Source organism: Gemmatimonadota bacterium, from assembly GCA_026706845.1.
Classification (GTDB): Bacteria; Latescibacterota; UBA2968; order UBA2968; family UBA2968; genus VXRD01.
In genome coordinates, this window is the sequence record JAPOXY010000135.1 from 43,523 (window position 1) to 68,715 (window position 25,193).

The window sequence follows — 25,193 nt, forward strand, 5'->3', positions numbered from 1 at the left end:
TGCTCTCCTTTCATTTTGGCGCGGTGGTCATTCTCCCGTAACATTCGGAATGAGTGCCGACAAGCCCAGGTTTGTTAGCCGCTCGATTTCCTCCTGGAGTTCGTCGCCCTCCAGCGGACCCGCGTAGGGGGCCTGCTCGAAGCGACATGGAGACTCCACCAGGCGTGGGTCGTCGTTCTCCCATAGGAGACCCATGAGTTCGTTCGCCAGGTCTTTGCGGATCTGATCGTAGTCCGGGTTCGTGGCGACATTGTTCATGTAGTGGGGATCGACCCGAAGGTCGTAGAGTTCCTCTCGAGGACGTTTACCGAAGCCGATCTCAAAGAGGGGCTGTACATCTTTGTCGGCGCGGTGGTGAATCATCCAGGCCTTGGTTGGACCCCCATCCATGTCGGAATACGCCGGGCGCGAGCTGGCCAGGAGACTGTCCCAGGACGGCGCCTCCGCATTGGGGTCGTCGAGCCCTCGGGGATCCCCCACAGGCCAACGGTCGGGCTCAAAGTTGTGGATGTAGAGAAAGTCCCGGGTGCGGATCGCACGCATCGGATAGGGCATGCCATCTCTCGCCATGACATTGTGGCGCTCCCGGCCCGTAACGACGGCCGTGCGCTCTGCTTCTACCTGTCCACTCCTGTTGCTTTCGAGCACAGGTAGAAGGCTGCGAGCCGTCATGCTGTCTGGGATGTCAACGCCCGCGGCGTCGAGGAAAGTGGGCGCCAGATCCATCAGGTTGACGAAGTCATCGACGACGCGGGCAGAAGGGATGCGTTCTGGCCACCGGGCGGCCAGCGCTACCTCGCAACCGATGTTGTAAAGGTTGCACTTGGCGCGCGGGAAGCCCGGAATGCCGTGGTCGCCGCTGACGACGATGAGTGTATTGTCCAGTTCGCCGATGGCCTCGAGGCGATCGATCAGGACACCCAGACCCGCATCTACCGCCAGACACTCTCCCAGGTAGTCGTTTACGTCTTCACGGATGTCGTGGACGTCGGGGAGGAAGGCCGGAAGGCGACCTTCCAGGTCGTCGGGCTCCAGCCCCCATAGCGCCTTGCCGGAGCCGCGCTCCCAGGTACGGTGGGTGTTGGTCGGACCCCACCAGTAGCAGAAGGGCTTTTCCGCTGGCCTCGCCTCCAGGAAGGCGTCGAAGTTCTGCCGCGTCTCTTCGAGGAGCATCTCTTTGGCCCCGTCGATTCCGAGCTCAGATGCCCGTTCGGTCGCGACGTGAGAGAAGCGGTTGTACAGCCTGCCAGCCGGCTCGTACCGCGTGCGCTCTGCGCCGTAGGGGGCGTTCATGGTTCTTCCCGGAGACCAGACCTTGTACGTGTACCCGATGTGGTAGCCATTTTCCTCGAGAATGAGGGGATAGGTCGGAATGGTCTCGTCCCACACAGCGCCCTGCAGGATGGCGCCGAGGCCCGTCTGCCAGAAGTACTGTCCCGAGAGGATGGAACTCCGGCAGGGCGTGCAACTGGGCGCCGGAACAAAGGCGTTTCGGAAGAGCACACCTTCCTCGGCAATCCGGTCGAAGTTTGGGGTGTCGAGGAGTGCGTTAATCGCGTTTTCGCCCTCGACGGGACGGTATGCGCTGGCATAACGTCCCCAGTCGTCCGCAAAGGCAAAGAGTATGTTGGGGGGCATCAATTCTCCATTCAACAATTTTTAAAAGTTAGCGGACAGTTCGATTCTCTTCATCACCCGCTCCAATACCCACACCCTGACGATGCCATCCCGCTGCCCACCAAGCCCGCTTGTGTAATTGTTCTTTTCGAGTTGCGCATTGTGTTCCGGTCCGAACATCTCCTGTTTATTTATGGCCTGCTCCAGGGCGGGAATAAGCGGTTTCATGGGCTGGAGTTCTTCGCGACTGCGGTATGACAGATAGGCACCGGCTCGTAGCCTCGCCCAGAGGATATCGCTCGACAGCGCGCGCTCAAAAGCAGGCAGGGCCAGGGCGCCTTCGCCTGCCCGCACCAGATAGTCCCCAGCGGCCAGGCTGACGCTGATTGAGGGATCGTCAAGAAGGGGGGACAGGCGCTCGATCATCTCGCGTTCCACACCGAGCGAGCAAAGGCCGGTAACAGCCCAGAAACGCACGGCGCAGTCGGGATCACCAAGTCGTTTTGCGAGTTCTTCCTTTGCTTCGTCACCCAGGCGCGCCAGGTCTGCTGTTTCCAGAATACGCTCGTAATTATCACAGTGCGCCCCGACTGCATGGCTAATGCCGTTGTACTGCTCTGCTCGCGCAGCAATTTCTGGTTCATCGATCAAGCCTAGATCGCGGGTCTCGATCATCCAGCCGAACAGGTTCTGTCGCAACCCATCCTTCACATTGCTGTAAGCAGGATCATCTGCCAGGTTATTTATCTCTTCGGGATCGTTCTCGATGTCATACAACTCTTCGGCGGGTTTGTGATCCTGCCAGATTTGGAACTGCTGGTAGTGCTCAGGCAACCCGTCCTGTTTGATCATGACCGGCGGGCCGAGCATCAGAAATACGCCGTCGGGGTCGTGGACCTTCTGTTTGCCCGGTAGGCAAGAGGTCTCCCAGAAGGCGCGTTCCGGAGTTCCTTCCTCTGGCACTGTGGCAAAGAATCCGCCGTCTGGATAGAACGAAGCGTATGGCTGGTGGGGGAGGAAGTTGCGGAAGTAACGGTATTTTTTTGTGCGGATTGTGCGGATTACTTCTGGGTTGTTGTCCAGCCGATCCCTGGCACTGCAGACGAATTCTCTCGGTTCATCTCTGTTGGGACCGCACAGGTTGCGGCTCTGGATGTGTTCGGCAATAGGGATGCCTGATAGCTGCAGGGTCGTCGCGCAGAGGTCCATGTGCAGGACGAGTTCATCAACCGCACTGCCGGGTTCTGCCGGGGATAGGTGCTGATACTTCTCCGGGAATCGCATGATCAGCGGGATATTCAGTCCGTCGTCGTAGGCGTGGATTTTGCCTCGGGGATAACCCGTGCCATGGTCTCCCCAATAGACCACAATAGTGTCTTCACTGTGCCCCTGCGCTTCAAGCTCGTCCAGGATCTCTCCTACTTGCTTATCGACGTTGGTAAGGGCGTCGTAGAAGAGCGCCATTCGTTCGCGGAACAGGGGGGTGTCGGGAACGAAGCTCGGAACCGGCACATCATTCGGGTCGTGCAACTCGTCGTCGCTCAAGAGCGAGGAACGCGCTTTCCGCGCATCCTCGGGCGTCAGTTTGAATACACTGGCGTGGGAACTGCCCAGTCTGTAATACATGAAGAACGGCTTGTCTTCAGGGCGATTCTCCCAGAAATCTTCAGCGTTGTAATACTGTTCACGCTCCTCTTTGGAGACGTATAGATTGATGTCATTATCCGGCTGCGTGCAGGCGTAACCGGCGTCCGTCAGCATTGTGTTTAACAACTCAACCCCTTCAGGGCGGATGATCGCGCTGCGGTGATGATGCGTGCCCAGTGTCGTCGGATGCATGCCGGTATAGATGCCCGTGCGCGACGGTGAGCAGATTGGGCCAGCGGTGAACGCGTTGGTGTAGCGCACACCTTCTGCCGATAGGCGGTCAATATTCGGGGTATGCGCGTATTGATCTCCGTAGCAACATTATTTCCAGGCTCTGGAGTCGTGATTACTGATCAAGTGGAAATTGGGTCTGTCTTGTTTTGTCATATATCTGGTTCTCCAAATGTATCAGACGATAAAAATGCGAACTGCCAATCGCGTTGTAACCTCTCACCATTTTTGATCTATAATCAGAAATCCTTTCGCTTTACACAGTTCACTGTCTTTCCACCCGTAAAAGAGGAGCATGCCATCTCTTACATTTCCTTTTGGATCTTTGATCGGTTGAATATTGTTAAATTTCCAACCGGCATACTCCGGGGCACGTGGCGTCAAATCTCTCACTCTTTGCCAGGTGAATCCACTATCTGTGGAGATCCACTCTTCAATATCTCCTCCACCTTTGGAGTCCATGTTGCCACGTTTTCCTTTTATAAATTTGTGATCACCTACTATCAGATAAGCATGCAGCGTGCCACTTTCATCCTGCCTGAGATAGCAACTGTTCCAATCATCAGTGGCAGGGGTGATAACCGTCTGTATCCATTCATGGTTAATATACCTCACATAATAGTAATTGCACCTGTCGGGCACGTCTTCTGATAGCACATGCAAAAAGGCCGGATTGTCATTTTCATCTATGACAATATCAGGTGGAACGCCTGCGCCTCTCCAATCGGTATTCCAAATCTTGCATTTGTCATTTGCAGTGCCAATGTCAATGGGCGTTCTGACTGTCTCGCCATCAAAATTCGCAACCTCATGCGTTTGAAGGTTGATTTTTACATAATAGAGATTGTATTTGAGCCCGAGATTCTTTTTGGTTCCATAACGGGGATTGTAAAACTTTTCTGGGATATCCTTCTTATTGTCATCATAAGAACAAAATACGGCGTGCAAAAACTTTCCATCTTTACTCGGAAAGCAAGTGTGATAAGAAGACCACTCATTCAAGTCCATCGGATTATCTACTGTTGCCGTTTCTTCCCCCATGTTTAAATCTGTGACATCATTTTCAGGCCCTGACCAGGTTTTACCTTCATTGTCTGAAATTAAATATGACCACGAACTTCTGTGCTCTCCTGTTCGGAAATAAACCACTTGTCTATTATTGTATATGTGATAAACCGTAGGGTAAGAAAGCGAGTTTCTTATTTCAGGGGCTGGAGACCAGTCTTCTACACTGTTTCCAATATCCGCTACCTTTTTGGATATTAAATGTGTTCCTGGCGTTTTGTGACAACCTGACAAAATATGTAAAAAGTCATCATTATCAGCCCAGATTATGGGGCAATAATGCTGGTCGTTTGAGCCTTTGGTTCCCAGCTGTATGGGGGATGAGGAGGACTTTGTCTCGGGGTTAAAAGAGATAACAAAAGGATATGTCTTTTCCCTGACCTCAGCATCCATTGGTGCCCCGCCATTATAGACGATATATACTCGATTGTTGATAAAGATGGCTTGAGGGCGCTGCCTTCTGTCATAGATCATTTTTAATTGTCCCCCACTTCCAAAGGGAACAACAGAAAAATCCGTTTGTTTCTCAGTGTCCACAGCCTGACCTCCAAATGCAATCGGTGAAATAAGAAGGACTCTCAATTTTCAGGAGTGCCACCATTTACTTCCTGGTGGGGGTTCCTTCAGGATCTACTGTAGCGCCTGTTACAAATAATAAGGCATCTTTGGAAAGCTTCTTGCCGCCCACGTACATACCCCATCGAAAGGTACTGCGACCACTGGGTCTTTCCCAGTCGTGGCGTCCTATAAATTCTCCATTGATGTAGCATTCAGATGTATGGCCGTTGTCGCGAATGCGGACATCAAAAGACTTGCCTTCCATGTTCTTTAATACTGTCTTAGAAGTCGCTCTGCGCGGCTGGAATACGACGTCACCATCAGCGGTCATAACCAACATTATAGACCAGTCTTCACCGCTGTTTTTCACCTGAAAGATGCCACACCCCTGCGCTTTCACAATCGTGTAGGTGCCAATCCATTCATGCCAGGTACCGCGGTTCCACCTCTTTTTGCTAAATGCCTCAATCCGGGCCGCATTGGCACGTGCATTGCGCACATTGTGCTCGCCATCAAAAAGGCGAAATACCTGTGTGTTTCCGTCCTCTTGATACCATCGCGACCATTTGTGAAACTCACGTCGAGGAATCAAACTGTTGCCCGGTGTGTGAATATTGATTTCACTTTCTATAGGGCGAAAGGCATGAGGACCTTTTTCTACCACCTTGTTATTGACGTCAATTATCGAACCTGTTATTCCCGCAGAGGAGTTCGTACCGATCGGAATCTGTTTCTCTTCGAGAATGGACGACCAGGAAGGATCACTGCCCTGCCTGGTGTAAAGGACCTGATCGGGGTCGTCTGTTGTAAAATCCAGGATCTTCTTTCGCGTTCCCTTGGTGATGGTGACAACCCCGCTGTTCCACTCAGCATTGAGAAAGGGGCTTTCAAAGACTTTCTTTGGCGCATAGTCGATTGGCTTGCCATTGATTGAGGGTACGGCTTTGGCGCTGGTATCAAAGGTCAACTGATCGCCATAGATGGTTTTGTAGCGCAGCACCGTCCCATCTATATGAACTTCACAGGCTTTTACCTTTTTTTTGAAAGCGTCGAAACTCGTGACATCGCTCCTGGCCATGACTTCAATGATCACTGGTGCGTATTCATCATTGGGGATCATGGTCGCGTTTTCGGGAACAAAGCGATCCGTTTCAAACTCGCCATCCATCCACTTGAAACCGCCTGTGGACACGCGGATCGCCGCATAAGCGCCTTTGGCCTCCACATAGACCACGCCATCCTCTTCTACTGGCGCGCTCAACCCGCTCTTCGACATCCAGATGATCATCTCGGCACCGTCCTTATGGTGCTTGAGCTTCTGGGTAATCAAGCTGCCTTTGCTCTGCACGGACCACTGTGCATTCAGGGCCACCCGGTTGTCTTTGGGGCGAACGATGGGAACAATACGCGCATCGTGTTCGCCGGCAAAGATCACGCCTTGCCAGCGGTTTTGCACACTGATCGCAGCCCAATCCTCCAGGGGCCTCGCTTCCGTCATTGGCGTTCCCATGATGAAGGCGGGATCACAGTAGCTGTAGCGCAGAATACCCCCTCCATCGGTTCGCATCCTGGTCGGCACTTGTGTATCAGCAGTCTTCAAAGGGCGACCCGTTTTTCCCAGACCCTGGGGACGCTGCCGCACCTCGTAGCGTCCTCGTCCTGCCACGTCGATTGCGATATCGGCCACCACGGCTGGTGGTCGGTAGTCGCTGAGAGCCGCGTTCACGTCATGACCATAAACAGCAGGCTGCTTGCCGATGCCAAAGTAGAACCAGGCCAGCGGCGCATTGCCATGATCCCGATTTTGCTTAAGCCCTTTCCAGAAATAGATCCGCGACCGCCCACCACCTTGAACGCCGTCAATCTGTTCCTGCGCCCAATAGGCAAAATAAAGATCGAGCAACAGCCCGGCTGACCGTCTCACCTGCGGGTCACCAAAGTCGTAGAAATTGTAGAACCCCTTGATCAATGTGCTGTTATAATCGTCGCACATCATCTCGATGCACAGGCTTTTGCGCGCACGTTCACGGCAGTAAACCACAAAATACGCATTCCAGGCCCGATAATGTTCCGCCGCCGTAGCGCCGTCATCATACTTGAGATTCTTGTATTCGGGCCGATCTTTCGCGATTTTGGCAAATTGCCAGCAGACCGTAAAACTCATGGCATGATGATTCTCTGACAGGTAGATGTGCCAGGTCTTAGATTTCTCGTATTCCGCCTTATCAAGCCGGGAAACCTTCCTGACGTATTCCCAAATTGGCTTGAGAGCGAGGGCTTCGGTCTTTTTGGTGATGCGATTACTACCGTTGGCGCCGTACATCTCAATCAGCCGCATGACGATCTCCGCATGCCAGTGAAAACTGTCGCGATCATTGATGTCCATGGGGTTGTCGAGATAATGCTGGGCATTTTCGACAAGTGCGGCATTGGCTTCTTCCAGCATCTCGTTCAGGTAGAGGCAACGTGCAGCAAACCCCACCATGGAATAGGAATAGGCCCGCACATAATTTCCTCGCCCGGGATCGAGTGGCTTCTGTTTTTTTGCTCGCACCAACGGCTTGCCGGATTCAGCGCGAAACATCGCATCCACTCGCTGGTCAAAGCCAGCTACGACCGCTTCGGGGGTAAAATTCTTCTTCACTGGTTCCGCTCCTTGTGTCTGCCCAGTTATAAGTATAACGATCAGCATTATGCGGTTTATAATTCGCATTATAAACACTCTGTTAATCCTGGTGAAAAACTTCCTGTAGCGGTATGCAGACCGGCGAGTTGTCGGGGTTGGTGTCCATGATATCGGCCATGTAGGCCCACCATTTCTTGACGATTGCGGTCTCCGGCAACTCATCTGCAGTATTGTCGTCGGCCAGCTTCTGCACGGCAAAGAGTGTCAGTGTCTCTTCATCGAGAAAAATTGAATAGTCCGAGACGCCAGCTTTGCCCAATTCTTCAGCCAGTTCGGGCCAAATTTCATCGTGGCGCTTTTTGTACTCGGCTTCGTAGCCGGGCTTTAGCTGCATCTTGAAAGCATTGCGTTGCATGATATTTTGCTCCTGACTTTGAGGTTGAAGGGTGTTAGTATTCGTCCCTTGAATTGTTGTTAAAGTCGAGGTTGAGTTTGTAATCGCCTTTGCAAATTTCAATCTGGCCGCTATCATAATTGGATTGGATATAAGGGCTGTCGAAAACTTTTGGGTGCTCATAATCGACATACTTTCCACCAACTGTAGGCACATCGCTTGTATTGGCCGCATTAAATACCATTTCTGCCATTTCAGGCGCGGCACTCTTGTAAACGACAACAATGCCTGTTTCTCTTGTTACCACGGTTCTATAGAGTGTGAGTTCGCCCTGCAAAATCATACGCTTAAAACTTTCCAATGTTGGGTGATCTGCCTTGCGACCTGCTTCTATCAGAACGGGACTGTATCTGTTGGTCAGTTGCACAATCGTCTGATCGTTATTGAATCTATAGCTGTCGTTTCTAAGAACCACATTGCCCCGGTACCTGTCGGTCCCTTTTGCCCAGGCTTTGGCATCGGCCTCTGCTTCCAAAAGAATAACCCGTATTGCCACATAGACATTTCTCTTCTCTGCAAATATCCATCCATCTGCTTCATCAATACGATCCCATCCGTTGCCTAAAAATAACCCGAATTCCCGATCATACCGATTGTCATTGGCTGGATACCAGTCTGGATTGGATTGTGCCCAACGTCTTCTTTGTTGGGTGATCAGCACTTGCTTATGCTGGACGCTGTGATACACCAATTCCATATCGTAGATATTTTCACCTTCGCGTTCTCCTTCTGGCGTATCCAGTGCAATGGTTGCCAGACGGGTATTGGGATCTTTGGTCACCAGACCTTGCCAGCGCCCGGCAGTTGATAGGTGGTTGTAAAGCGCATAAGGGTGATCCATTTGAGTACCCAGCACATAATCTGGCGTTACCCAGGTGTATTTGACAAACCGCGATGGCGTATCTCCCATCACGGTGCGCTCCGTGCCCAATGGACGGGGGCTGGTAGGTTCTTCTTCTCCAATGCCCCGAGAGAGATATGCAAATGACCCGAGCCCTTTTCGATCCAGAGCCAATTCCCATACGATTCTTGGCCAGGCATAGTCGCTTAAGAGTTGTTGCGGATAGTTGAACGAGGTTTTGCCCTCACCACCCAGATAGAAAATGGCGAGATCCGACATAGAATCGTATCCACCAGCAGTCTTGTGGTGGCGCGTTTTGGGACCACCTCGTAAACCTGCAATTTGTAGCTGTGCCCAATCGGCCCACATCAGATCTAAAAACATGCCAATTTTCTTTTTTAGCCCCTCATCACCACAGAAATTGTAGAGCATAAGAATATAACTGATGGTGTACTTCATATAGGTAGGCGAACCATTTTCAAGAAAGAATCCCCGCTTTGCACGCTCAGTGAAATAGTCATTGAGATAGGGCAACCAGGCATCGTAATGATCGGCTGCGTTATAAGATTTTCCATCCGCCCAATTTGCACGCCCACCACCGTGTCGATCATTGCTGCCCTGCCCACAATAGCCCGATTCGCCGTATCCGATGCCATCTCCATAACCGAGGTCGGGATAAATGCGGTCAACATACTCGGGTTCATTGGCAAAAATACGCGCACTTAAAAGATTACAGGCTTTTGTATTCAGGTCGTGATTCTCACTACCCGCGATCCACCAGGTGCTCTTTTTTGCGACAGAAATATCATTTTTGTACCTGGTTCGCGCCCATAGTAAAGCCAGCAAAGTTCGCTCTGTTTCAGGCGTGAGTCGATTTGGCATCTGTGTACTTTTAGACCCAAACCAATTGTAGAATGTAATCAGCCTTGGATTGCGCCACAGGCTGTAGAGACTCTGCCCGGGTTGTATGCCTTTCTCCTCACATTCTGCGAGATTTGCCAGTTCGATTTGAAAATCTATCGTCAATTCTTTGTTGACTTCGTTTAGATTTTGGTTGAGCCACATCTGATCAAACATCTGACGGTCTTTGCCCGAGAAGTCTGATTTTGCACCTGCTTCAAAGGCTTGTTGAATGCGTTGTGGACGCGTTTCCAATTCTTCTGCCATTAATTCGGTGATACGCTTGTCGATGGGTGAATCACCAAATTCCAGAAGGGATCGAAACCAACTGTTTTTAGCATCTGCTTCAGGCATATTATTGCTCCACCTCGCTCACACTGAGCAGTCCCCGGCGTCTGTTGTACCGGTATCAAATGTCCATCCGTCCCACATGTTGTCAACGGTCGCTGGCACATCCTCTCGAAAGTTTCGGGTATCGACCCACCACTGACGGTTTGGTGCTGGTCCATGCGACAGGTTAAAATATGGCGTCATACCATCTCGTTGATACTCACAGGGAACAACGAGACGCACGACAGGTCGATCGCGGTCAGCAGAGCGATTGACACCTCCCCCGTGAATAAGGCGAGGATGCCAGAAAACAACGTCCCCTGCTTTGCCGGAAAACTCCACTGGCGCAATCTCTCTCAGCACATTGTCACGGGCTTTGCTATATGGCTCTGCGAGGTCGGGGTCAAGGGGACCGTAAACAGTAGTGTGATACAAGTGACTCATGTAATGTGACCCCGGCCAGATTGTAAAGCCACCAGAGTGCGGAGGCACCGTATCTACAAAAACCATTGCAGACAATTGAGCCGCTGTATGGTCTCCATGGGGGGCCAAACGACTTTCCGAATTTGGTGGTTTTGGAAATATACAATAGACCCCTCGCACCCGGTTTGAACGTTTAACCGGCTCGCCGATGAACAATGAAACCAACTGCCGCATACGTGGGTGGTTGGCGATCTTATCGACAAAAAAAGGCTCTGTACCAATTTTACGCGAGCGCATCTTCCAGGTGCCGCGCGCAAATTGTCCTGCCTTTTCGGCATCCGCCGCTGTCCACTGCCCGTGTGGCGCATCGAACCACGTTTGCACATCGTCGCGTTTGACAATCTCACGCGGCACATTTTCCCACACATAATCCACGATCCGGTCAAACGTCTCCTTCTCTTGCAGAAACCCGCGTTTCACAAGAAAACCATTCTCTTTGAAAAACGCGACTTCGGCTTCACTGAGGGTTGGGTCTCCATTCACAAATTCTGGATCGGGCAAGAGGGCGGGGTCTCCGTTCGCTAATTCTGGATCGACCAATACCTGGGGATCACGGATGACGACGTCTTCGGAAATTCTGAGCGCGTGTAAACCGCTCCCTTCAAATGGCGGCACTAAAAGATTGTAGATTTGTTGCGCTTTCTCTTTCTGATTCATGCATGCCAATTCGGCTTTCACAGGCTCAAAATCCATATTTAAATAAAGGTAAGCAGCGAGCCTCAGACATCTAAATGCGGGCTCTCCAGAAAAGGGTTGAATCTGTGGAAGTGTCCACTCGCGATCGCCCACCCAGTAGGGATAAAGCCAATCAAAGGCGCGTCGCATGGATCGCCCATCGGTAGATTCATAATTGGCGAGATCAATACCCCACTGTCGGCCAATTTCAGCGAGTTCTAAAAGAAGCTCCAAATTCATACTCGCGTATCCAAGTGCCTTTGTGCGTGCGAGTTCCAGAGGCTGTTGACCATCTGGCTCAATCTGATCGGCAATCCTTCTTTCTCCCACCCCTTTTAATATCATTCGCGCAAGATCTGATTGCCCCACAAAAAGCGCGAATGTCACAACCTGAATATCATAAGAACTCGAATGGTTATTGCCATGACGCGCTTCGTCAACCCCATAAGGATGCTTCAACATCCATTCGAGAAACGCGTGAAACCAGGCCTGCAAATCTTCCATATCTTTTTGGGACCAGTTCTTAGAGTCGCGCAAAAAACTGACCGCAGGGAGCATCTCGCGTGCAAATGCCGCTGTCTCAATAAGCCCGATACCTCGCCCTTCGCATATCCCGGGTATGGCCTGTCCAAACAACAGGTTTGGGTTCATCTTGGTTTCGGGATTCATAAACCATGTTCGCAACAACAATGCAGCATGCGCCGCGTAGTCTTCTCGCTGTGTAAAACCATACGCTAACCCCAGCGTTTTCACCGTTGAAATGAATTTTGCCAACAAAGGGCGGTCCGTTTTCTCGACCTCGGGATTGACCTCGCCATCTCGTCGGATATAAGGCAAACCGTCAGGCTTATCGGGGTCTGGCCACCAGTAAGGTCCAACACTCATGTAATCGTGTTTGTCACTACTGGCAGGCAAGATCGGTTTGTTCACAATGGTCAGCGGTTCCTGCTTCAAAGCGGCATCCGCTTTCACAAGCAGGGCTTTAAGGGCTTGCCCACACGGGTTATCTTCCCGTTTGCTCAACGAGCGCGCCCGCTTGATATAATCGGGATCTACTGTAAATATGGGTTCAGCAGGTGAAAACGCCTTGAGCAGATCAGCTTCTTTGTCTGGATACATGTGAATGCTCCTGTTTTAAGTTGGTTATTGTAAATCGATTTCCAGTTGCAAATAATCGTACATAACGCCAAAGTGAGGATAGTTCTGTCGTTGTCCGCGGTGTTTTTTTAGTGGGAGGAGGTCGAGTGTCAACACATTCTCTCCTGCACGCAACAGCGACGCATCAAACGCAATAAAGTGCTCACTGAAGCGCCCGTAGATGCCACTGCGAGGAAGCGCACTGTCGTTCTCCAAACCGGTAATCTCGTCCAGAGGTTTGCCATTGAGGCCGATAGCGATACCCCCATCGCGATTCACCGCCGCCAGGGCGATTGTGAGGGTCGCACGTCCGGACACTGGCTTATCATCGTATTGAAATCGGATCTTCCAGGCAGGCAGTCGCCAGTTGCCTTCTCCAGTCCGGTCAGCAGGCTGTATGCGGGGTTGCCATCCGCCTTTCTCTTCCCAAATTGCCATCTGTGCATAATTCCAGTCGCTTCGCTCTTTGCTCTTTCCGACCGCGAAATCGACATCCTCGGGAAAATCCTTCTGGTAATTGAACCATAGCCCCCAGTGGCGATGGTCATCTCCGCGTCGAAATTCAGCAGCAGTTCGGTCTGGTTTTCCGACACGCCAGAGCAACTTGCCGAAAGAACGGGGTGACCACTGCAGACTGCCGAGTTTGACTTCGCCGGTTGCGTCGATCGTGACGTCATCTTTTCTAAACTCGCCAATCATGTCAGGGGCAAATGCATAAAGCGTATATCTTCCTTTTCGGACAGCCGGTATTGCAAAGGAACCATCAGCCGCCATCCTGGCGCGGTAGATGTAGTTCTCTGCGCCTTGCTGCTGCCAGTCCAGTCCTCGATATTCCTGGGGCCGCGCCAGAACGACCCATCCATTGCTGTGGTGTGTCAGACCCGTATCTTTGAATTGTCCCGTAACCACAGCCCTGTCGATCGGGTACTCCGGATGTTGTAGCCAGCTGTAGGGCCAGTGCTTTCGGTGTTTTTCACCCTCGCGCTTTGCATCATACCACAAATGCCGGGCATCTTCACCTTTGTTCATATAAACAAATACCGGCCCGAAGATCTTCTCCCATTTACCGCTGACGTAATCCCCTCTGCTGCCGTAGTGGTGAGAATAGAGCAGCTTCAGGATGATCGGACCCCGATCAGTCGCGTGGCTGGTATTGTGTTGTTTTGTCGGACCGCCGCAGAGGTATTCATTGCTCGGCGTGACCATCCACACGCCCTGCTTTCCATTGTGCAAACCGTGTACAAGAGCCTCCTGAGTTGGAGATGACCAGTTATACTTTGTATCCACTTCTCCCGATTGGAGCGCATGTGTGGCATCCATCACCATGCCCTTTGCGCTGGATATTGCCTTGCTATCCGGAATCACACCAGAGAGTTTGTCATTGACCCTGATATTCACCATCGAATCGTTTAGGCGCATCCCAAAACGAAGCTGTGTCAGTACGGCGTCGCCCGTATCCCCGGGTTTGCTGGCCACAACATAATAATAGAACCCCGAATCACCCGCTCTCAAGACATAATGGAGTTCCATCTTGAACGGGAAACCTGCGGGTTGTTTGGGGGTGAATGAAACATCGATCATTTCCGGGTTGTTGACGTGGATGTTGAACTCGGGGTTTTGGTCGCGCAAAAATTTTGCCCTCGCACTCGACTCTTTACCCGCCATATAGTTTGTATCCGAATCATCGACATAACTGGCCAGGATGGTGAAATATCCAAACTGCCTGGGAGATAGGAGAGAGTCCCCCTGATGTTCCAACGAGATAATCCGCCCCGTAGATTTTTGGATCGTCATCGAAACGGAATTGTTCTCGAGGATGATTCTATTGCCAGATTCAACAAGCATCGAAGCCTCTGCGAAAACCGGCGTGCTGATCATACACTGGATGGATATAAGCAGAATGCACGCCGCGAATCTGCCAAATCCAATCTTTTTGAACATTTTGTGTTTTTCTATGAAGTGTTGCACAACGAAATATCTTGATTGAGGTTCATTTTTGTATGTACTATTATACCAGTAGTTCTACACTCACGTTGTCTTGCGCTACACCGATCCGGTAGCGCGGACTGAACTCGAAACAATGGGAAGAATACATATGACACAAGAACGACCACACATACTCATTCTTACGGCGGACCAGCTACGGGCGGATTCTATGGGTTGCGCCGGTCATCCACGGGTCAAAACGCCGGTCATTGACTCGCTTGCCAACGACGGCATGCGGTTCAGCAATTGCCACACCGTGTCGCCGGTCTGCCAGCCGTCGCGCGTGTCGTTCATCACTGGCACCTACCCTCACAACCACGGCATCTGGTACAACCGCGGCGAACTGCCGATCAACTACCCGACGCTATTCTCCCAATTGCGGGACGCTGGCTACCACACGGCAACCGTGGGCAAGTCTCACCTCTGGAGCCACAAGAAGGTGTCTCATTTGCGCGAAGGCGAGCCGTATCTGCAAGCGCTCGGCTTTGACGACATTGACGAACTCGGTGGACCGCGGGGGAGTCTCAACTCGGACTCGTACTTCACCGACTACCTGCGCGAGAAAGATCTGTTCGAGCTCTTCGTCAGCGACACGCGCGAACGGGTTCGCGACCCAAAGCTCGTCAAACCGGCGGTGTTTGAGGAGGACGACCACATGGACGGGTACGTGGGCAGGCGCTCGGTCGAGTTCGTCGATTCTGCGCCCGGGGACCGTCCGACCTGTCTGTTCGTCAATTTCCCCGGACCACATGACCCGTGGGACGCGCCGGGGAAGTACGCCACCATGTACGATCCGTCCGATTCGCCACCCGCCATCGGCGTGCCACCACGCCCCGCCACGCTCCCCGACGAGGTCGCCCAAAAGGAGGACTTCAAGACGGAGCCGGGCCTGACCGCCGAAATCGCCGCTGCGATCCGGGCAAATTACGATGGCAAGATCACATTCGTCGATCACTGGTGCGGTGAGATCCTTGCGGCGTATGAACGACGTGGCTGGCTCGATGATCTCTGCGTCGTGTTCTGGTCCGATCACGGCGAAATGACCGGCGATCACGGCAGGGTGTTCAAACGCACCTTTCACGAATCTGCATTGCGGGTCCCCCTGATCCTGCGCTGGCCCGGACGGATACCGGCCGGTACTGTCTGCGACGCACTGGTGGAAACCATTGACGTCGGCCCTGCCTTGCTGGAAGCCTTGGGGCTCGACCAGTTGCAGATGTCCCTTGGGCAGTCGCTGGGGCATCTGTTCGCGGATCCGACCGCGCACCACCGCACCGAGGTGTTGTCAGAGATTTTCTACGGCGGTTCGCGCAATACGATGGTGAAAACCGAACGCCACAAGTACGTCATGGATCAGCACGGCAGGGGGTACATGCTGTACGACATGCAGCAGGACCCGGATGAGCAGCACAATCTGATCGGCGATCCCGAGCATCGGGATACGGAAAACGAGATGCGGGACACGCTGCTTCGTCGCCTCGCTGCCAGCGCGTTTGTCATGGACAGCGTGAACCTTTGAAAACAGCCTCCGAGACCTGCACGTCTAATTAGCAACGATTCTCTGATCAGAAGCACGCGTTTCGCTATTTTCATCCCCAAAAGCCGCGTTGTCTTCGTCATAATACCTGTTGTATCGTATGTTATTCCCACCGCTTACCCACACGGCGCGAAACAGCGTTTGCCGTTTTGGCGGCATTGTAGCAATCACTTCTTTGGGTACGCTACGACCTCCCCACCTGCTATTTACGGCATTGTAGAGGTGAAATAAGCTCAACCGCTGGCGATTTTTGTTTGTCCACCGAGTACCGGTATGGCATAGTGCTTCTGTGAAGATCAGCGCAGAACCTGCAGGACATGTATATGTATCCCAAATTTCGCTCTCGCGGTTGCTCAATGACTCAGGTCGGCTAAATGCTGCCTTGTGGCTACCAGAAGCCAGCATGGTGCCCCCGTCACCCGGCCCGATCTCATTCAATTCCCAAACCACGCGTGTCAAACCTGAATGCACCTTGCCTGGAAGCATCTGGTAGATGTGTGAATTTCCGATGAGATTGAAATAGCCGCTGCCCCCGTGAGGCTTGAATTGATCGTATCCCACCTCGCGATAGTCAGTGCGTGTGCGCTCAAATGTAAACCCATAACAGTCCTCGGTTGCCAACTGCTGACTTGCAACAATCTCATTCAAAATCCCGACAATCACGGGATGATCCAGCAGTGCTTGAGAAGGTCCTCCCACCGGATTCCGTTCTTCTGGCGGGAGTGACTCAGGCTCCTTAACGAGCTTCATCTGGTGTTCGTGAATCTCTGCCAACTGATCGCCCTCAACCAATCCCGGCAGGCAAATCCAGCCTTTCATATCAAACAGGTACTTGTGCTCTTCGGTCATAGGAATGACCGGGAGCCCATCGGCATTGGTTGTCGGTAACATTTTGCCCGCATCAGGCTCCAGGTTTGGACGTCCTCGATTCATAGCACCTAACTCCTTTCTGTCATTGCGGTTTTCCTTCAGGTTGTTGGGATAAGGCATGTTAATACGTTAATCGCTTGCTGGCAATTCAATTTGCTGAGTGTTCTGAGCCTGATGTCAAAAAAAGCAGGGAGTTGACATTTCCTTTGCAGGGTTTGCGTGAATGCTCAAAATGTAGTCACAAAAAAATGCCAATCAGCGATTGGCATTTTTTTGTTATGTATTACGCCATAAAAAACCGACCGGAGGCATCAATCCGAATTGCGCTGCACCTGATTGATGCTACCGATAAATCCAAATGAGCCTAAGGGCACGTCGTCGTGGCAGCCATCCAGAATTTGCCTGCACCCTTCAAGCGTATCTTGCAGAGCCACGGTTTCGCCCGGCTTGCCTATCCAAGATTCTGTACCGTGATAGGGTTGTGTGAGAAAGAGGGCCAAACGCCGGGCGCGTAATGCAAGATCTCTTATATTTTCATCAATCAGGCTTTCAACCAGACGCCCTTCTTTGAATGCCGCCTGTAGATTCTGGTTATCGTATTGCACAAGCGTTTGTCTCACCTGCGCCACCGTTTCTTTGTGAGCCATCTCAAGCCGGTTGTCACTCAGAAGGATTGAGCGCGACCGCTGAGGATCAATTGCTGGATACAGAGCCTCCTTGGCTCGGTGACCGCTCATGGCAATAACAGCATCTAAAAAACCGAAAGTATTACCATTGAGATCTGAGGGTTGACATCCCCAATAAAAGGTGGTAATGGCTGCTTCTGGTGTGACGAGCGCGCGCGATCTGAGAAATGGGATGATGCCTTTTTTTTGCGCCAATCCAGCTTCTACGATCAGCAGGACATTATGGCCCTGGTTGTGAAAGCCATCGGCTATGGTCAGGCCTGTTTCAACAACATGGTGGTGCCTGGTTTCAGCGTCTTTTTCACGAGCCAGTACAAAGACGGTGTTCTCTTCTAACAGCTTGCCATCGCAAACGAACTCCCGCCATTCTTTAAACTTCACCGCTGGATCTTCTCCGGCAAATCCCACAAAAACGATTCGGCCATTATGTTGCGCAATAAAGTTGCGGGCAATCTGCTCACCCAGCATCAGTACGCCCACACCAATGCACTTCTCCACACCAACGTGGCCACCCCGCTTAAATGGCGCAAAAAGATCTACGGCCTTAATGCCGGTTTCAAGAATCGGCAAAACAGCGTCTTTAACCCCACCGCATACAAGCTGTTGCTCCGAATCGCTTATTGGATCTTCGCTGTCTATGGGTGCGCAGTCTGCATCTATCATGCGTCCGAGAACCGAAGCACCGGCAATGACTGAGCGAGATTGAGATACAGGTTTTGTTTTTTCCAATGGTTTGCGTACGGGAACACTTGGCTTTTTTGCCCCGCGCTTCACCAAAAGATTCACCAAATTCTGGCGGCCCTTTAGCGCTGCCCAGTCAGTGGCGGTATAGCCTTTTGCATCTACGGCCTCGATTTCGGCATTTGCATTGAGAAGCAGTTCTACCAGGACCTCGTCGCCGCGCATCACTGCGCGATGCAATGGCGTGTGTTTACACCAGCCTCTCGCTTCGACGTTGGCCTTTCTGTCCAGCAGCATTTGAGCCATCTGGTGCTGTCCCTGCATAACTGCATTCAATAGTGGGGTGTTTCCGCCCTTGTCTGCGGTGTTTATGTCTACCCCATGTTTGAGCAATAGATCCACCATGGGCTCATCACCGACCGATGTCGCCCATGTCATGGGTGTCGTTCCCGGGTTGACATTCTGGTCGGCGCCTGTCCACCAATCGGCTTCAGCCTGGGCGAGTGAAGCATCGGCGTCTAACAATGTTGAAGCTGTTTCTATATCTCTCTGTTTCAAAGCGATAAAGAATCGCACTCTCGTAGCAAACGATTCGTCTGGTTGGTTTTGTTGCAGTGTTTCTTTGACCATGTTCTCCATCCTTTTTTTCAGCCCTTTTCGGGCATCGTAAAGTCGTTTCCCAACGGTTCCGACCGACACACCCAAGAACTTCGCGATTTCCTTTTGTGAATACCCCTCCAGGTAGAAGAGGGCAATGGCTTCGCGTTGTGCGCTCGGCAAAGCATTAATGGCGTCTCGCACTTCATGGCGGGTTTGCTGTTGGGTGAAAAGCACCTCTGGATTGGGCAGATCTGAAGGCAGGGTTTGAATCTCTGCTGGATCCATCATTAGAGGCCGCGACTTGCGCAGTTGGCGGTCGCTGTGTTTAACCACAAAGCGGCGAAACCAGGCCGGAAACGCAGCGGGTTCTCGCAAAGTATCCAGGCAGAGAAAAGCCTCAATAAAAGCTTCCTGTGCGGCATCCTGAGCCAGGTGAAAATCGCCGGTCTGAGCATAAGCGCTGGCATATGCCATGCTCTGGTAACGAGAAACAATATGCCCGAAAGCTTCGCTTTTGCCCAACTGAGCTGCTCGAACCAGGGTGTCTAACTTTTTTGTCTTTGGTGTTTCCATAAATACTGTAGAAGGCCTCCTATATTTAAGTCCCATTTGGGTCAAAAAATATTACATGGTCAAAGAAATTATTTTTGAACACGGTTTGTTTTCAAACAGAGAGAATTTGCCCACGAGATTGATTAAATGCATGTGTGAAGAAGATGAGGCAGGTTTGGTGAGAAAATCAAGTGATTACTGGCTGAGGCACACCCGTTGTCGAGTGGCGATTTCCTTTTTGTCGGTGTAGTGCGCCGTTTCGAGCAATTCGAGTGTTTCGGGCGCCAGCCGCTCTTTGACCGCCTCAGGAATGGGACGGCCGGGCTGGCGGTGGTGTGGGCGGTAGCGCAACGTTAACACCCGGCGTTGGCGATCGACGGGTTTCCAGGGCAGGACCCCGTGGGTAAGGCATTCGGGTATAATGACCACATCCCCAGCTGAGGGCGTGATATTGATGACTCCCAACGGTACTTCTCCTTCGATGCGACCCTGGGAAAATAGCTGCGGTGGCCGGTCAAACTGGCTTTTGTGCGAACCCGGGAGCACGAGGAGCCCGCCATCACCTGGATGTACATCGTCCAGGTAGGGAAACACCACAAAGTCGTCGCAATAGATACGGCCCTGATGTATCTCGTAACGGGCGCTCTCAAAGCCGTAGTCGTCGCGGGCGCAGTGCAGCGGACTCGCCTCGGTGTGTCCGTCGGGATCGTCGACCATGAGGGTACCGCTGGCGAGCATAGGTTTGCCGTTTGTCAGCTCCAGCACGATGGGCCAGACTGCGGGCAGAAAGACCAGATTTTCCAGCGCCCGGTCAAAGGCGAAGCCGTGAGCAAAGCCCTTGAGATTTTCTGATTGTCCGAAATGCGGCGGCAGGTCTTCCGGTGCGCTGTCGATGTAGCGCCTGGCAGCCTCCGAAGCCGCATCCAGTTCCTCCGGAGTCAGGACGTTCTTCAGGTGCAGAAAACCGCATAGATCAAAAAGATAGCGTTGTTCTTCGGTCATTATCGTCAGCCTTGCCTTTCGTCAAAACAGTGAATTTGGACCCCTTAGAATCAAAGAAGCTATTTTCCGTTGTTGTCATAGTCCCACCGCGAACACTCACGCACCATCGGCAGTGGGCGAGATGTAAAATCATCTTTGAACAGTTTCTAAACTTTGTTAAGTTTTTGTTATGATCTTGCCCAGTTCCCAACCCTATTGAGGCTTAAGTCTATGAAACCCATGGCGCGTTTGTCGTTTTGCATACCTGCAGATCAGCGAGTAGATTTCCAGGAGGCCTTCCATGGCTGATCCCAAAATCCTGGTGCTGGGCGGTCCCGAGCGCGATCTCTATCTGGCCCCGGCCGATCTGGAGCGCCTGGATAGCTTTGCGAATTGGACATGGCTCCCCTGTGAAGCGGGTCAGGTCCAGTCCGGTCACCAGACCGAATTGTCGCGACGGCTGGCGTCCGTCCAGGCCCTGGTCGTCTATTCGGGGGCGCCCCATATCGGCCCCGAACTCATGGAACAGGCCCCCGAGCTACGCCTCATCGGCGAATTGAACGGCGATCGTTTCGCCGAGCGCATCGACGTGGAGGCGGCCTGGCAACGGGATATCCGCGTTGTTGACACCACCAATGGCTCGTCCTACCCTGTCTCTGAGTGGGCCCTGGGCCTTATTCTCGTATCGTTGCGCAACGCCGGTTATTATCTGCGCCGCTACATGGAGGGAAATTGCCGCAAAACCCGCGACAACCCCAGCTTCCTGCGCGGCGAATTAACCGGCAAGACCGTGGGACTGATCGGCTGCGGCCATGCCGGCCGTCGCCTAATAGAATTGCTGCGCCCTTTCCGGGTCGCCATTCAGGTTTACGACCCCTACCTGCCTGGAACCATGGCCGAAGCTCTGGGCTTTCTCCTGACCTCACTCGAACAGGTCCTGTCGAGCTCCGATGCGATTGTCTGTCTGGCCCCGCAGACCCCCGGGACCCAGGGCATGATCGGTCGGGCAGAACTGGATCTGATCCCCTCGGGGGCTGTACTGGTCAACGTCTCCCGCGGTCCCATCATTGATTCGGTCGCCCTGGTCGAACGCCTCAAGCGCGGCGATATTATCGCTGGCCTCGATGTTTTCGACCCCGACCCTATCCCCGACGGCCACGAAATAACCGGGCTGGACAATGTATTCCTTACGCCCCATATCGCCGGCGTCACCCGGGCCGCCTACTGGCGCTTTTTCGAGCTGATGGTGGACGAACTGGACCGCTTTTTCCACGGCTTTGAGCCCTATTTCGAATTGACCCAGCGCACCCTGGACGACCGCAGTGGCCGTCGCCCCGCCACTTATTAAAAAGAGGTCGGTTTAGTGATTACTCCCACCCTAAAGGACAAATATTTATGGTCTTCATTTTTTAAGTCTCTTTGGGTGAAAGCAGAAAATGGTCAAACCACGCGACCATCTGATCGAAGTACTCAACGAGAAAGCGATGATTGCCGTCGGGTTGATAGACTTTGAAATGATCATCGTACCCTGTTGCTACATAGGCTTTTTTTACAACGGGTATAAGGGCATTGACGCCTTGACGCGGCATGTCTTCGTCCCGGGTGGGCGAGATCATCATAAAGGGTCGCGGGGGCATGCAGGTGGCTACGACGCGCGGATGATCAAAGTGACACAGGAAGTTGGGGATGTAGTAATAAGCACTGTGTCGTTCGTTGTCACTATGGTGAATGACGCTGGCCAGGCTGCCAAGGCCACCACAGACAGTTACGCCTGCCGCGATCCAGGGTGCGCACGCCATCGAATACCAGGTTGCGTTGCCGCCAAGCGACATGCCTGTCAGGCCAATGCGGCTTTTGTCAACGCCATTTGTCGCGCAAAGAATTCGAGCGGCTCTGAGTGTTTCTTCGACGAGAATGCCCATCTGGCTTCGTCCATACGGAGCCAGGAGCTTGTTCTCGGTTGCCCATTCTTCAATGCTGCGGCGCCTTCCTTCTGTGCCTTTGATCGAGAGGGCCAGTGTCGTGAACCCTCTTCGCGCGAGTTCACGTCCCCAGCCAATCAATGGACCATCGGGAGATTGATGGAATTGTGGATGCGCGACCCGTTCTGCAGAGCCGGATGTGCCAGAAATGCATACGATTCCCGGTTGCAATTTTCCCGTATGTCCAGGCGGTTCCATGAGGATGGCGGGAACGGTTTCGCGCAGTGAGTTCTGATAGCTCAGGTGGGTGACGCGAACGTCTCCGGTTTCGCGCGTTTCTGAGGTTGTGAAATCTACGCTGTCGGGGATTGTAGCCAGTCCCAGAAGCTCTATGAGCTTTGCACGGATATCTGAGTCGGCAAGGTCAGATGTGGATGCTGGCTGGATGTCAGGTGGTATGATAGGTGACATATCGAGAAACCTTTATCATCTCACGGTTTTTGCACGACAAATTCCGGCCGTGGAATCATGCGTTCTGGATTCCGTTCGTAACCTCGTTTCCACAACTCCTCCACAAGCCTTCCACTTTTAGCCAGTTCTTCGCGAAGCGCCTGCTGGTCCGCCTTTGCCCTCTGATCAATCGCTTCCGGGCAGCACACCTGGTATAGAATTCGCCGAAGCCGAGCCAGTTTCTGAGACGCCTCGGGACGCTCCGCAAGATCTTGCATCTCCAAAGGATCCTCTGCAAGGTCAAACAACATCGGTCTTTCCCCAACGCACGCCACATATTTATCTGAACCCGATCGAAGAGCAAATGCGCTTCCCGGAAGGCCCGGCCCATGGAATTCACTGATCGCGAATTCGGGAAGCGCTGCACCCGGTTCGCCCCTCAAGGATCCCAGCAAGGATGTCCCCCGCATGTGTGTTGGTGAAGGCAATTCCAGGGCTTCCGAGAATGTCTGGAAAAGATCGAGATGTGAAACGGGTGCAGGCTCGGACCCTCCTGACTCTATGCCGGGTCCAGCCACGATCATGGGTACGCGAATTGAATCCTCATACATCGATCCCATTCCGGAATTGCGATGTGCCCCCATGCTGCCACCGTGATCCGAAGCATAGGCGACCAGCGTCGAATCCCAGAGATTCTCGGTGTCTATGGCTCTGAGCACGCGTCCCACGTTGCGATCTGCCATCTCACAGATGCCGTGGTAGCCTACCAGACCACGGCGCAACTCTTCGGGTGTGCAAAGATCGCTGCACGTGTAACGAACAAAATCCCGGTGAAAGGGGTGTAGTCGAGAAATGGGTTCCGAGTAGCGCTCGTCCAGGTCTTCGGTTCGCACCAGCGGATCGTAGTAATCCCATAGCTCCTGTGGCGGATTCCATCCGGGATGGGGCTGTTTGATATTCACGATCAGGACCCAGGGGCGATCTTGCGGGCGTTCATTCATCAGCCACTGTACCGCTTCTTGCGCGACCTGCGCGTCGTGCTGGTGTTCCCCACGCCCACTTGCAGGACCCGCTTCCCGCAATCGATGCAGGTGGTGGTATCGGGGTTGCACACGGCCCTCTTCGAACAGCGTGTGTACGTCCAGACTCTCCCGTGTCTTGGCCAGACGACTGTCTTCCACTCCAGCATCACTGCCCGGTTTGTAATCGAGCTTGCCAATGGTCGTAAGCACGACACCATTTTCTGCAAAGTAATGCCCCCAGCCTCTGGGCACTCCTGAATAGGGAAACGCATTGTCCCAGGTGGAGATCTCGTGGACATACCGTCCCGCCATCATCGCTCCCCGCGAAGGCGCGCACAGAGGACTTGGACAATAGGCACTGTCGAATCTCTTTCCTCGCCTGGCGAGCGCATCGATGTGAGGCGTACGGGTAATGGGACTACCGTAACAACCAGAAAACTCAGGGTTGTGCCGATCGGTCATGATATAAACGACATTCATCGAAGTCACCTCGTTGCGAGTTGTCAATGGCGGCATCTTAAGCCGTTGGAACATATCCCAGTTGATCGTTATATGCCACAGCTTCGGGAAAGGTCTCGTGAAGGTGGTCGAGAACCCTATCAATCTTACACCTGCACAAAGAGCTGGGATAGGGCATCTCGCCGGTACGCCGGAAAAATGCCCCGTTCTTTTCGTGAAAATCACCCCGCCGGTCCATGAACTGCCCCCAGTGTCCCATCGTGTATCGCATCTCTGTCCTTCTCTCAGCGCTCTGAATCCAGGCGTCGGGAAACAGCATTTGAAACCGCGGTGCCGAATTCAACCAACTGCCGCATCGAACCACTTTTACTTCCGGCCGACGTACTTGCGAATCTCTGAGCAGCCTGATTAGCGATGCCGCAAACTGTATGTGCATATCACTGAGGGGAGATTTTGGCTGGTAAACATTGGCAATATGAAGACTCAACGAGTCCTCGTGCTTGTAGTCATAATTCCAACATTCGTGTGAACGATCGCCAGGTCCGGGCTGTTCATTGCCCAACTTGCGAATGCGCGCTTCCATAAGTGGCCAGAGGATCGCAAGTCCCCTGATCTCCACGGATTCACTATCATTACCATACTTGTCGAAGATTTCTCCCAACTGCCCTACAATGACGTTCCATTCGAGATCTTCGTCTCCCGCTGCCGGATGGTGGTTGCCGTTGTAGAGTGAGGTATTCCGGTACAGATTGACTCGCACGTTAACGGTATCTTCCAGGTCTCCAGGGTTTTCCCGCAGCCGTTTGTTCGCGTACCAAAGGCTCAACCGGGTGAATTCCCGAACATAATGCACGCGAATCGGATCCAGATTGGACATTGATTC

The 25,193-nt window shown here is 52.7% G+C and carries 16 protein-coding genes; 2 read left to right on the top strand and 14 right to left on the bottom strand.

Going from position 1 to position 25,193, the window contains the following annotated elements:
- Positions 1-27: 27 nt before the first annotated feature.
- The 8 genes from OXG87_13095 to OXG87_13130 all read right to left on the bottom strand — a co-directional run bounded on the left by OXG87_13095 (position 28) and on the right by OXG87_13130 (position 14,505).
- On the bottom strand, positions 28-1,638 hold the full coding sequence (locus tag OXG87_13095) for a sulfatase (protein MCY3870489.1): 1,611 nt from the start codon (positions 1,636-1,638) through the stop codon (positions 28-30).
- A 21-nt stretch (positions 1,639-1,659) separates the two neighbouring features.
- The gene (locus OXG87_13100) at positions 1,660-3,378 is read right to left on the bottom strand and encodes a sulfatase-like hydrolase/transferase (protein MCY3870490.1); all 1,719 of its coding nucleotides are present in this window, start codon (positions 3,376-3,378) and stop codon (positions 1,660-1,662) included.
- 336 nt (positions 3,379-3,714) lie between these two features.
- Positions 3,715-5,097 (bottom strand): BNR-4 repeat-containing protein, encoded by a 1,383-nt coding sequence (locus OXG87_13105; GenBank protein ID MCY3870491.1) that lies wholly within the window; start codon positions 5,095-5,097, stop codon positions 3,715-3,717.
- A gap of 64 nt (positions 5,098-5,161) precedes the next feature.
- Positions 5,162-7,762 (bottom strand): hypothetical protein, encoded by a 2,601-nt coding sequence (locus OXG87_13110; GenBank protein MCY3870492.1) that lies wholly within the window; start codon positions 7,760-7,762, stop codon positions 5,162-5,164.
- Between the two features lie 82 nt (positions 7,763-7,844).
- Entirely contained in the window at positions 7,845-8,159 is a 315-nt protein-coding gene (rhaM, locus tag OXG87_13115) for an L-rhamnose mutarotase (GenBank protein MCY3870493.1), read from the bottom strand.
- 34 nt (positions 8,160-8,193) lie between these two features.
- A complete protein-coding gene (locus tag OXG87_13120; GenBank protein MCY3870494.1) occupies positions 8,194-10,293 on the bottom strand; it encodes a hypothetical protein in 2,100 nt (699 codons plus the stop codon).
- An 18-nt stretch (positions 10,294-10,311) separates the two neighbouring features.
- On the bottom strand, positions 10,312-12,546 hold the full coding sequence (locus OXG87_13125) for an alginate lyase family protein (protein MCY3870495.1): 2,235 nt from the start codon (positions 12,544-12,546) through the stop codon (positions 10,312-10,314).
- Between the two features lie 24 nt (positions 12,547-12,570).
- Entirely contained in the window at positions 12,571-14,505 is a 1,935-nt protein-coding gene (locus tag OXG87_13130) for a polysaccharide lyase family protein (GenBank protein ID MCY3870496.1), read from the bottom strand.
- 154 nt (positions 14,506-14,659) lie between these two features.
- Between OXG87_13130 and OXG87_13135 the strand changes: the two genes are divergently transcribed.
- Positions 14,660-16,069, top strand: coding sequence for a sulfatase-like hydrolase/transferase (locus tag OXG87_13135; GenBank protein MCY3870497.1), 1,410 nt, complete (start codon positions 14,660-14,662; stop codon positions 16,067-16,069).
- Positions 16,070-16,093: 24 nt separating this feature from the next.
- Here OXG87_13135 and OXG87_13140 read toward each other — a convergent pair whose 3' ends face one another.
- The 3 genes from OXG87_13140 to OXG87_13150 form a co-directional block, all read right to left on the bottom strand.
- Positions 16,094-17,020, bottom strand: a complete 927-nt coding sequence (locus tag OXG87_13140; protein MCY3870498.1) for a hypothetical protein — start codon at positions 17,018-17,020, stop codon at positions 16,094-16,096.
- 248 nt (positions 17,021-17,268) lie between these two features.
- On the bottom strand, positions 17,269-19,497 hold the full coding sequence (locus OXG87_13145; protein MCY3870499.1) for a sigma-70 family RNA polymerase sigma factor: 2,229 nt from the start codon (positions 19,495-19,497) through the stop codon (positions 17,269-17,271).
- A gap of 174 nt (positions 19,498-19,671) precedes the next feature.
- Positions 19,672-20,478, bottom strand: coding sequence for a phytanoyl-CoA dioxygenase family protein (locus tag OXG87_13150; GenBank protein MCY3870500.1), 807 nt, complete (start codon positions 20,476-20,478; stop codon positions 19,672-19,674).
- Positions 20,479-20,758: 280 nt separating this feature from the next.
- On the opposite strand from OXG87_13150, the gene OXG87_13155 reads away from it, so the two are divergent.
- Positions 20,759-21,805: a hydroxyacid dehydrogenase gene (locus OXG87_13155; protein MCY3870501.1), complete on the top strand. Its 1,047-nt coding sequence runs from the start codon at positions 20,759-20,761 to the stop codon at positions 21,803-21,805.
- 61 nt (positions 21,806-21,866) lie between these two features.
- On the opposite strand, the gene OXG87_13160 is transcribed toward OXG87_13155, so the two are convergent.
- The 3 genes from OXG87_13160 to OXG87_13170 are packed head-to-tail and all read right to left on the bottom strand — an operon-like array spanning position 21,867 to position 25,187.
- Positions 21,867-22,850 (bottom strand): hypothetical protein, encoded by a 984-nt coding sequence (locus OXG87_13160; GenBank protein ID MCY3870502.1) that lies wholly within the window; start codon positions 22,848-22,850, stop codon positions 21,867-21,869.
- A 20-nt stretch (positions 22,851-22,870) separates the two neighbouring features.
- Positions 22,871-24,331, bottom strand: a complete 1,461-nt coding sequence (locus OXG87_13165; GenBank protein ID MCY3870503.1) for a sulfatase-like hydrolase/transferase — start codon at positions 24,329-24,331, stop codon at positions 22,871-22,873.
- Positions 24,332-24,368: 37 nt separating this feature from the next.
- A complete protein-coding gene (locus OXG87_13170; GenBank protein ID MCY3870504.1) occupies positions 24,369-25,187 on the bottom strand; it encodes a hypothetical protein in 819 nt (272 codons plus the stop codon).
- Positions 25,188-25,193 lie beyond the last annotated feature (6 nt).

Coding starts and splice junctions, on each gene's coding strand:
- OXG87_13095 (MCY3870489.1), bottom strand. CDS start 1,638: ATGCCCCCCAACATACTCTTTGCCTTTGCGGACGACTGGGGACGTTAT.
- OXG87_13100 (MCY3870490.1), bottom strand. CDS start 3,378: ATGCTGACGGACGCCGGTTACGCCTGCACGCAGCCGGATAATGACATC.
- rhaM (MCY3870493.1), bottom strand. CDS start 8,159: ATGCAACGCAATGCTTTCAAGATGCAGCTAAAGCCCGGCTACGAAGCC.
- OXG87_13120 (MCY3870494.1), bottom strand. CDS start 10,293: ATGCCTGAAGCAGATGCTAAAAACAGTTGGTTTCGATCCCTTCTGGAA.
- OXG87_13125 (MCY3870495.1), bottom strand. CDS start 12,546: ATGTATCCAGACAAAGAAGCTGATCTGCTCAAGGCGTTTTCACCTGCT.
- OXG87_13130 (MCY3870496.1), bottom strand. CDS start 14,505: ATGTTCAAAAAGATTGGATTTGGCAGATTCGCGGCGTGCATTCTGCTT.
- OXG87_13135 (MCY3870497.1), top strand. CDS start 14,660: ATGACACAAGAACGACCACACATACTCATTCTTACGGCGGACCAGCTA.
- OXG87_13140 (MCY3870498.1), bottom strand. CDS start 17,020: ATGAATCGAGGACGTCCAAACCTGGAGCCTGATGCGGGCAAAATGTTA.
- OXG87_13145 (MCY3870499.1), bottom strand. CDS start 19,497: ATGGAAACACCAAAGACAAAAAAGTTAGACACCCTGGTTCGAGCAGCT.
- OXG87_13150 (MCY3870500.1), bottom strand. CDS start 20,478: ATGACCGAAGAACAACGCTATCTTTTTGATCTATGCGGTTTTCTGCAC.
- OXG87_13155 (MCY3870501.1), top strand. CDS start 20,759: ATGGCTGATCCCAAAATCCTGGTGCTGGGCGGTCCCGAGCGCGATCTC.
- OXG87_13160 (MCY3870502.1), bottom strand. CDS start 22,850: ATGTCACCTATCATACCACCTGACATCCAGCCAGCATCCACATCTGAC.
- OXG87_13165 (MCY3870503.1), bottom strand. CDS start 24,331: ATGAATGTCGTTTATATCATGACCGATCGGCACAACCCTGAGTTTTCT.
- OXG87_13170 (MCY3870504.1), bottom strand. CDS start 25,187: ATGTCCAATCTGGATCCGATTCGCGTGCATTATGTTCGGGAATTCACC.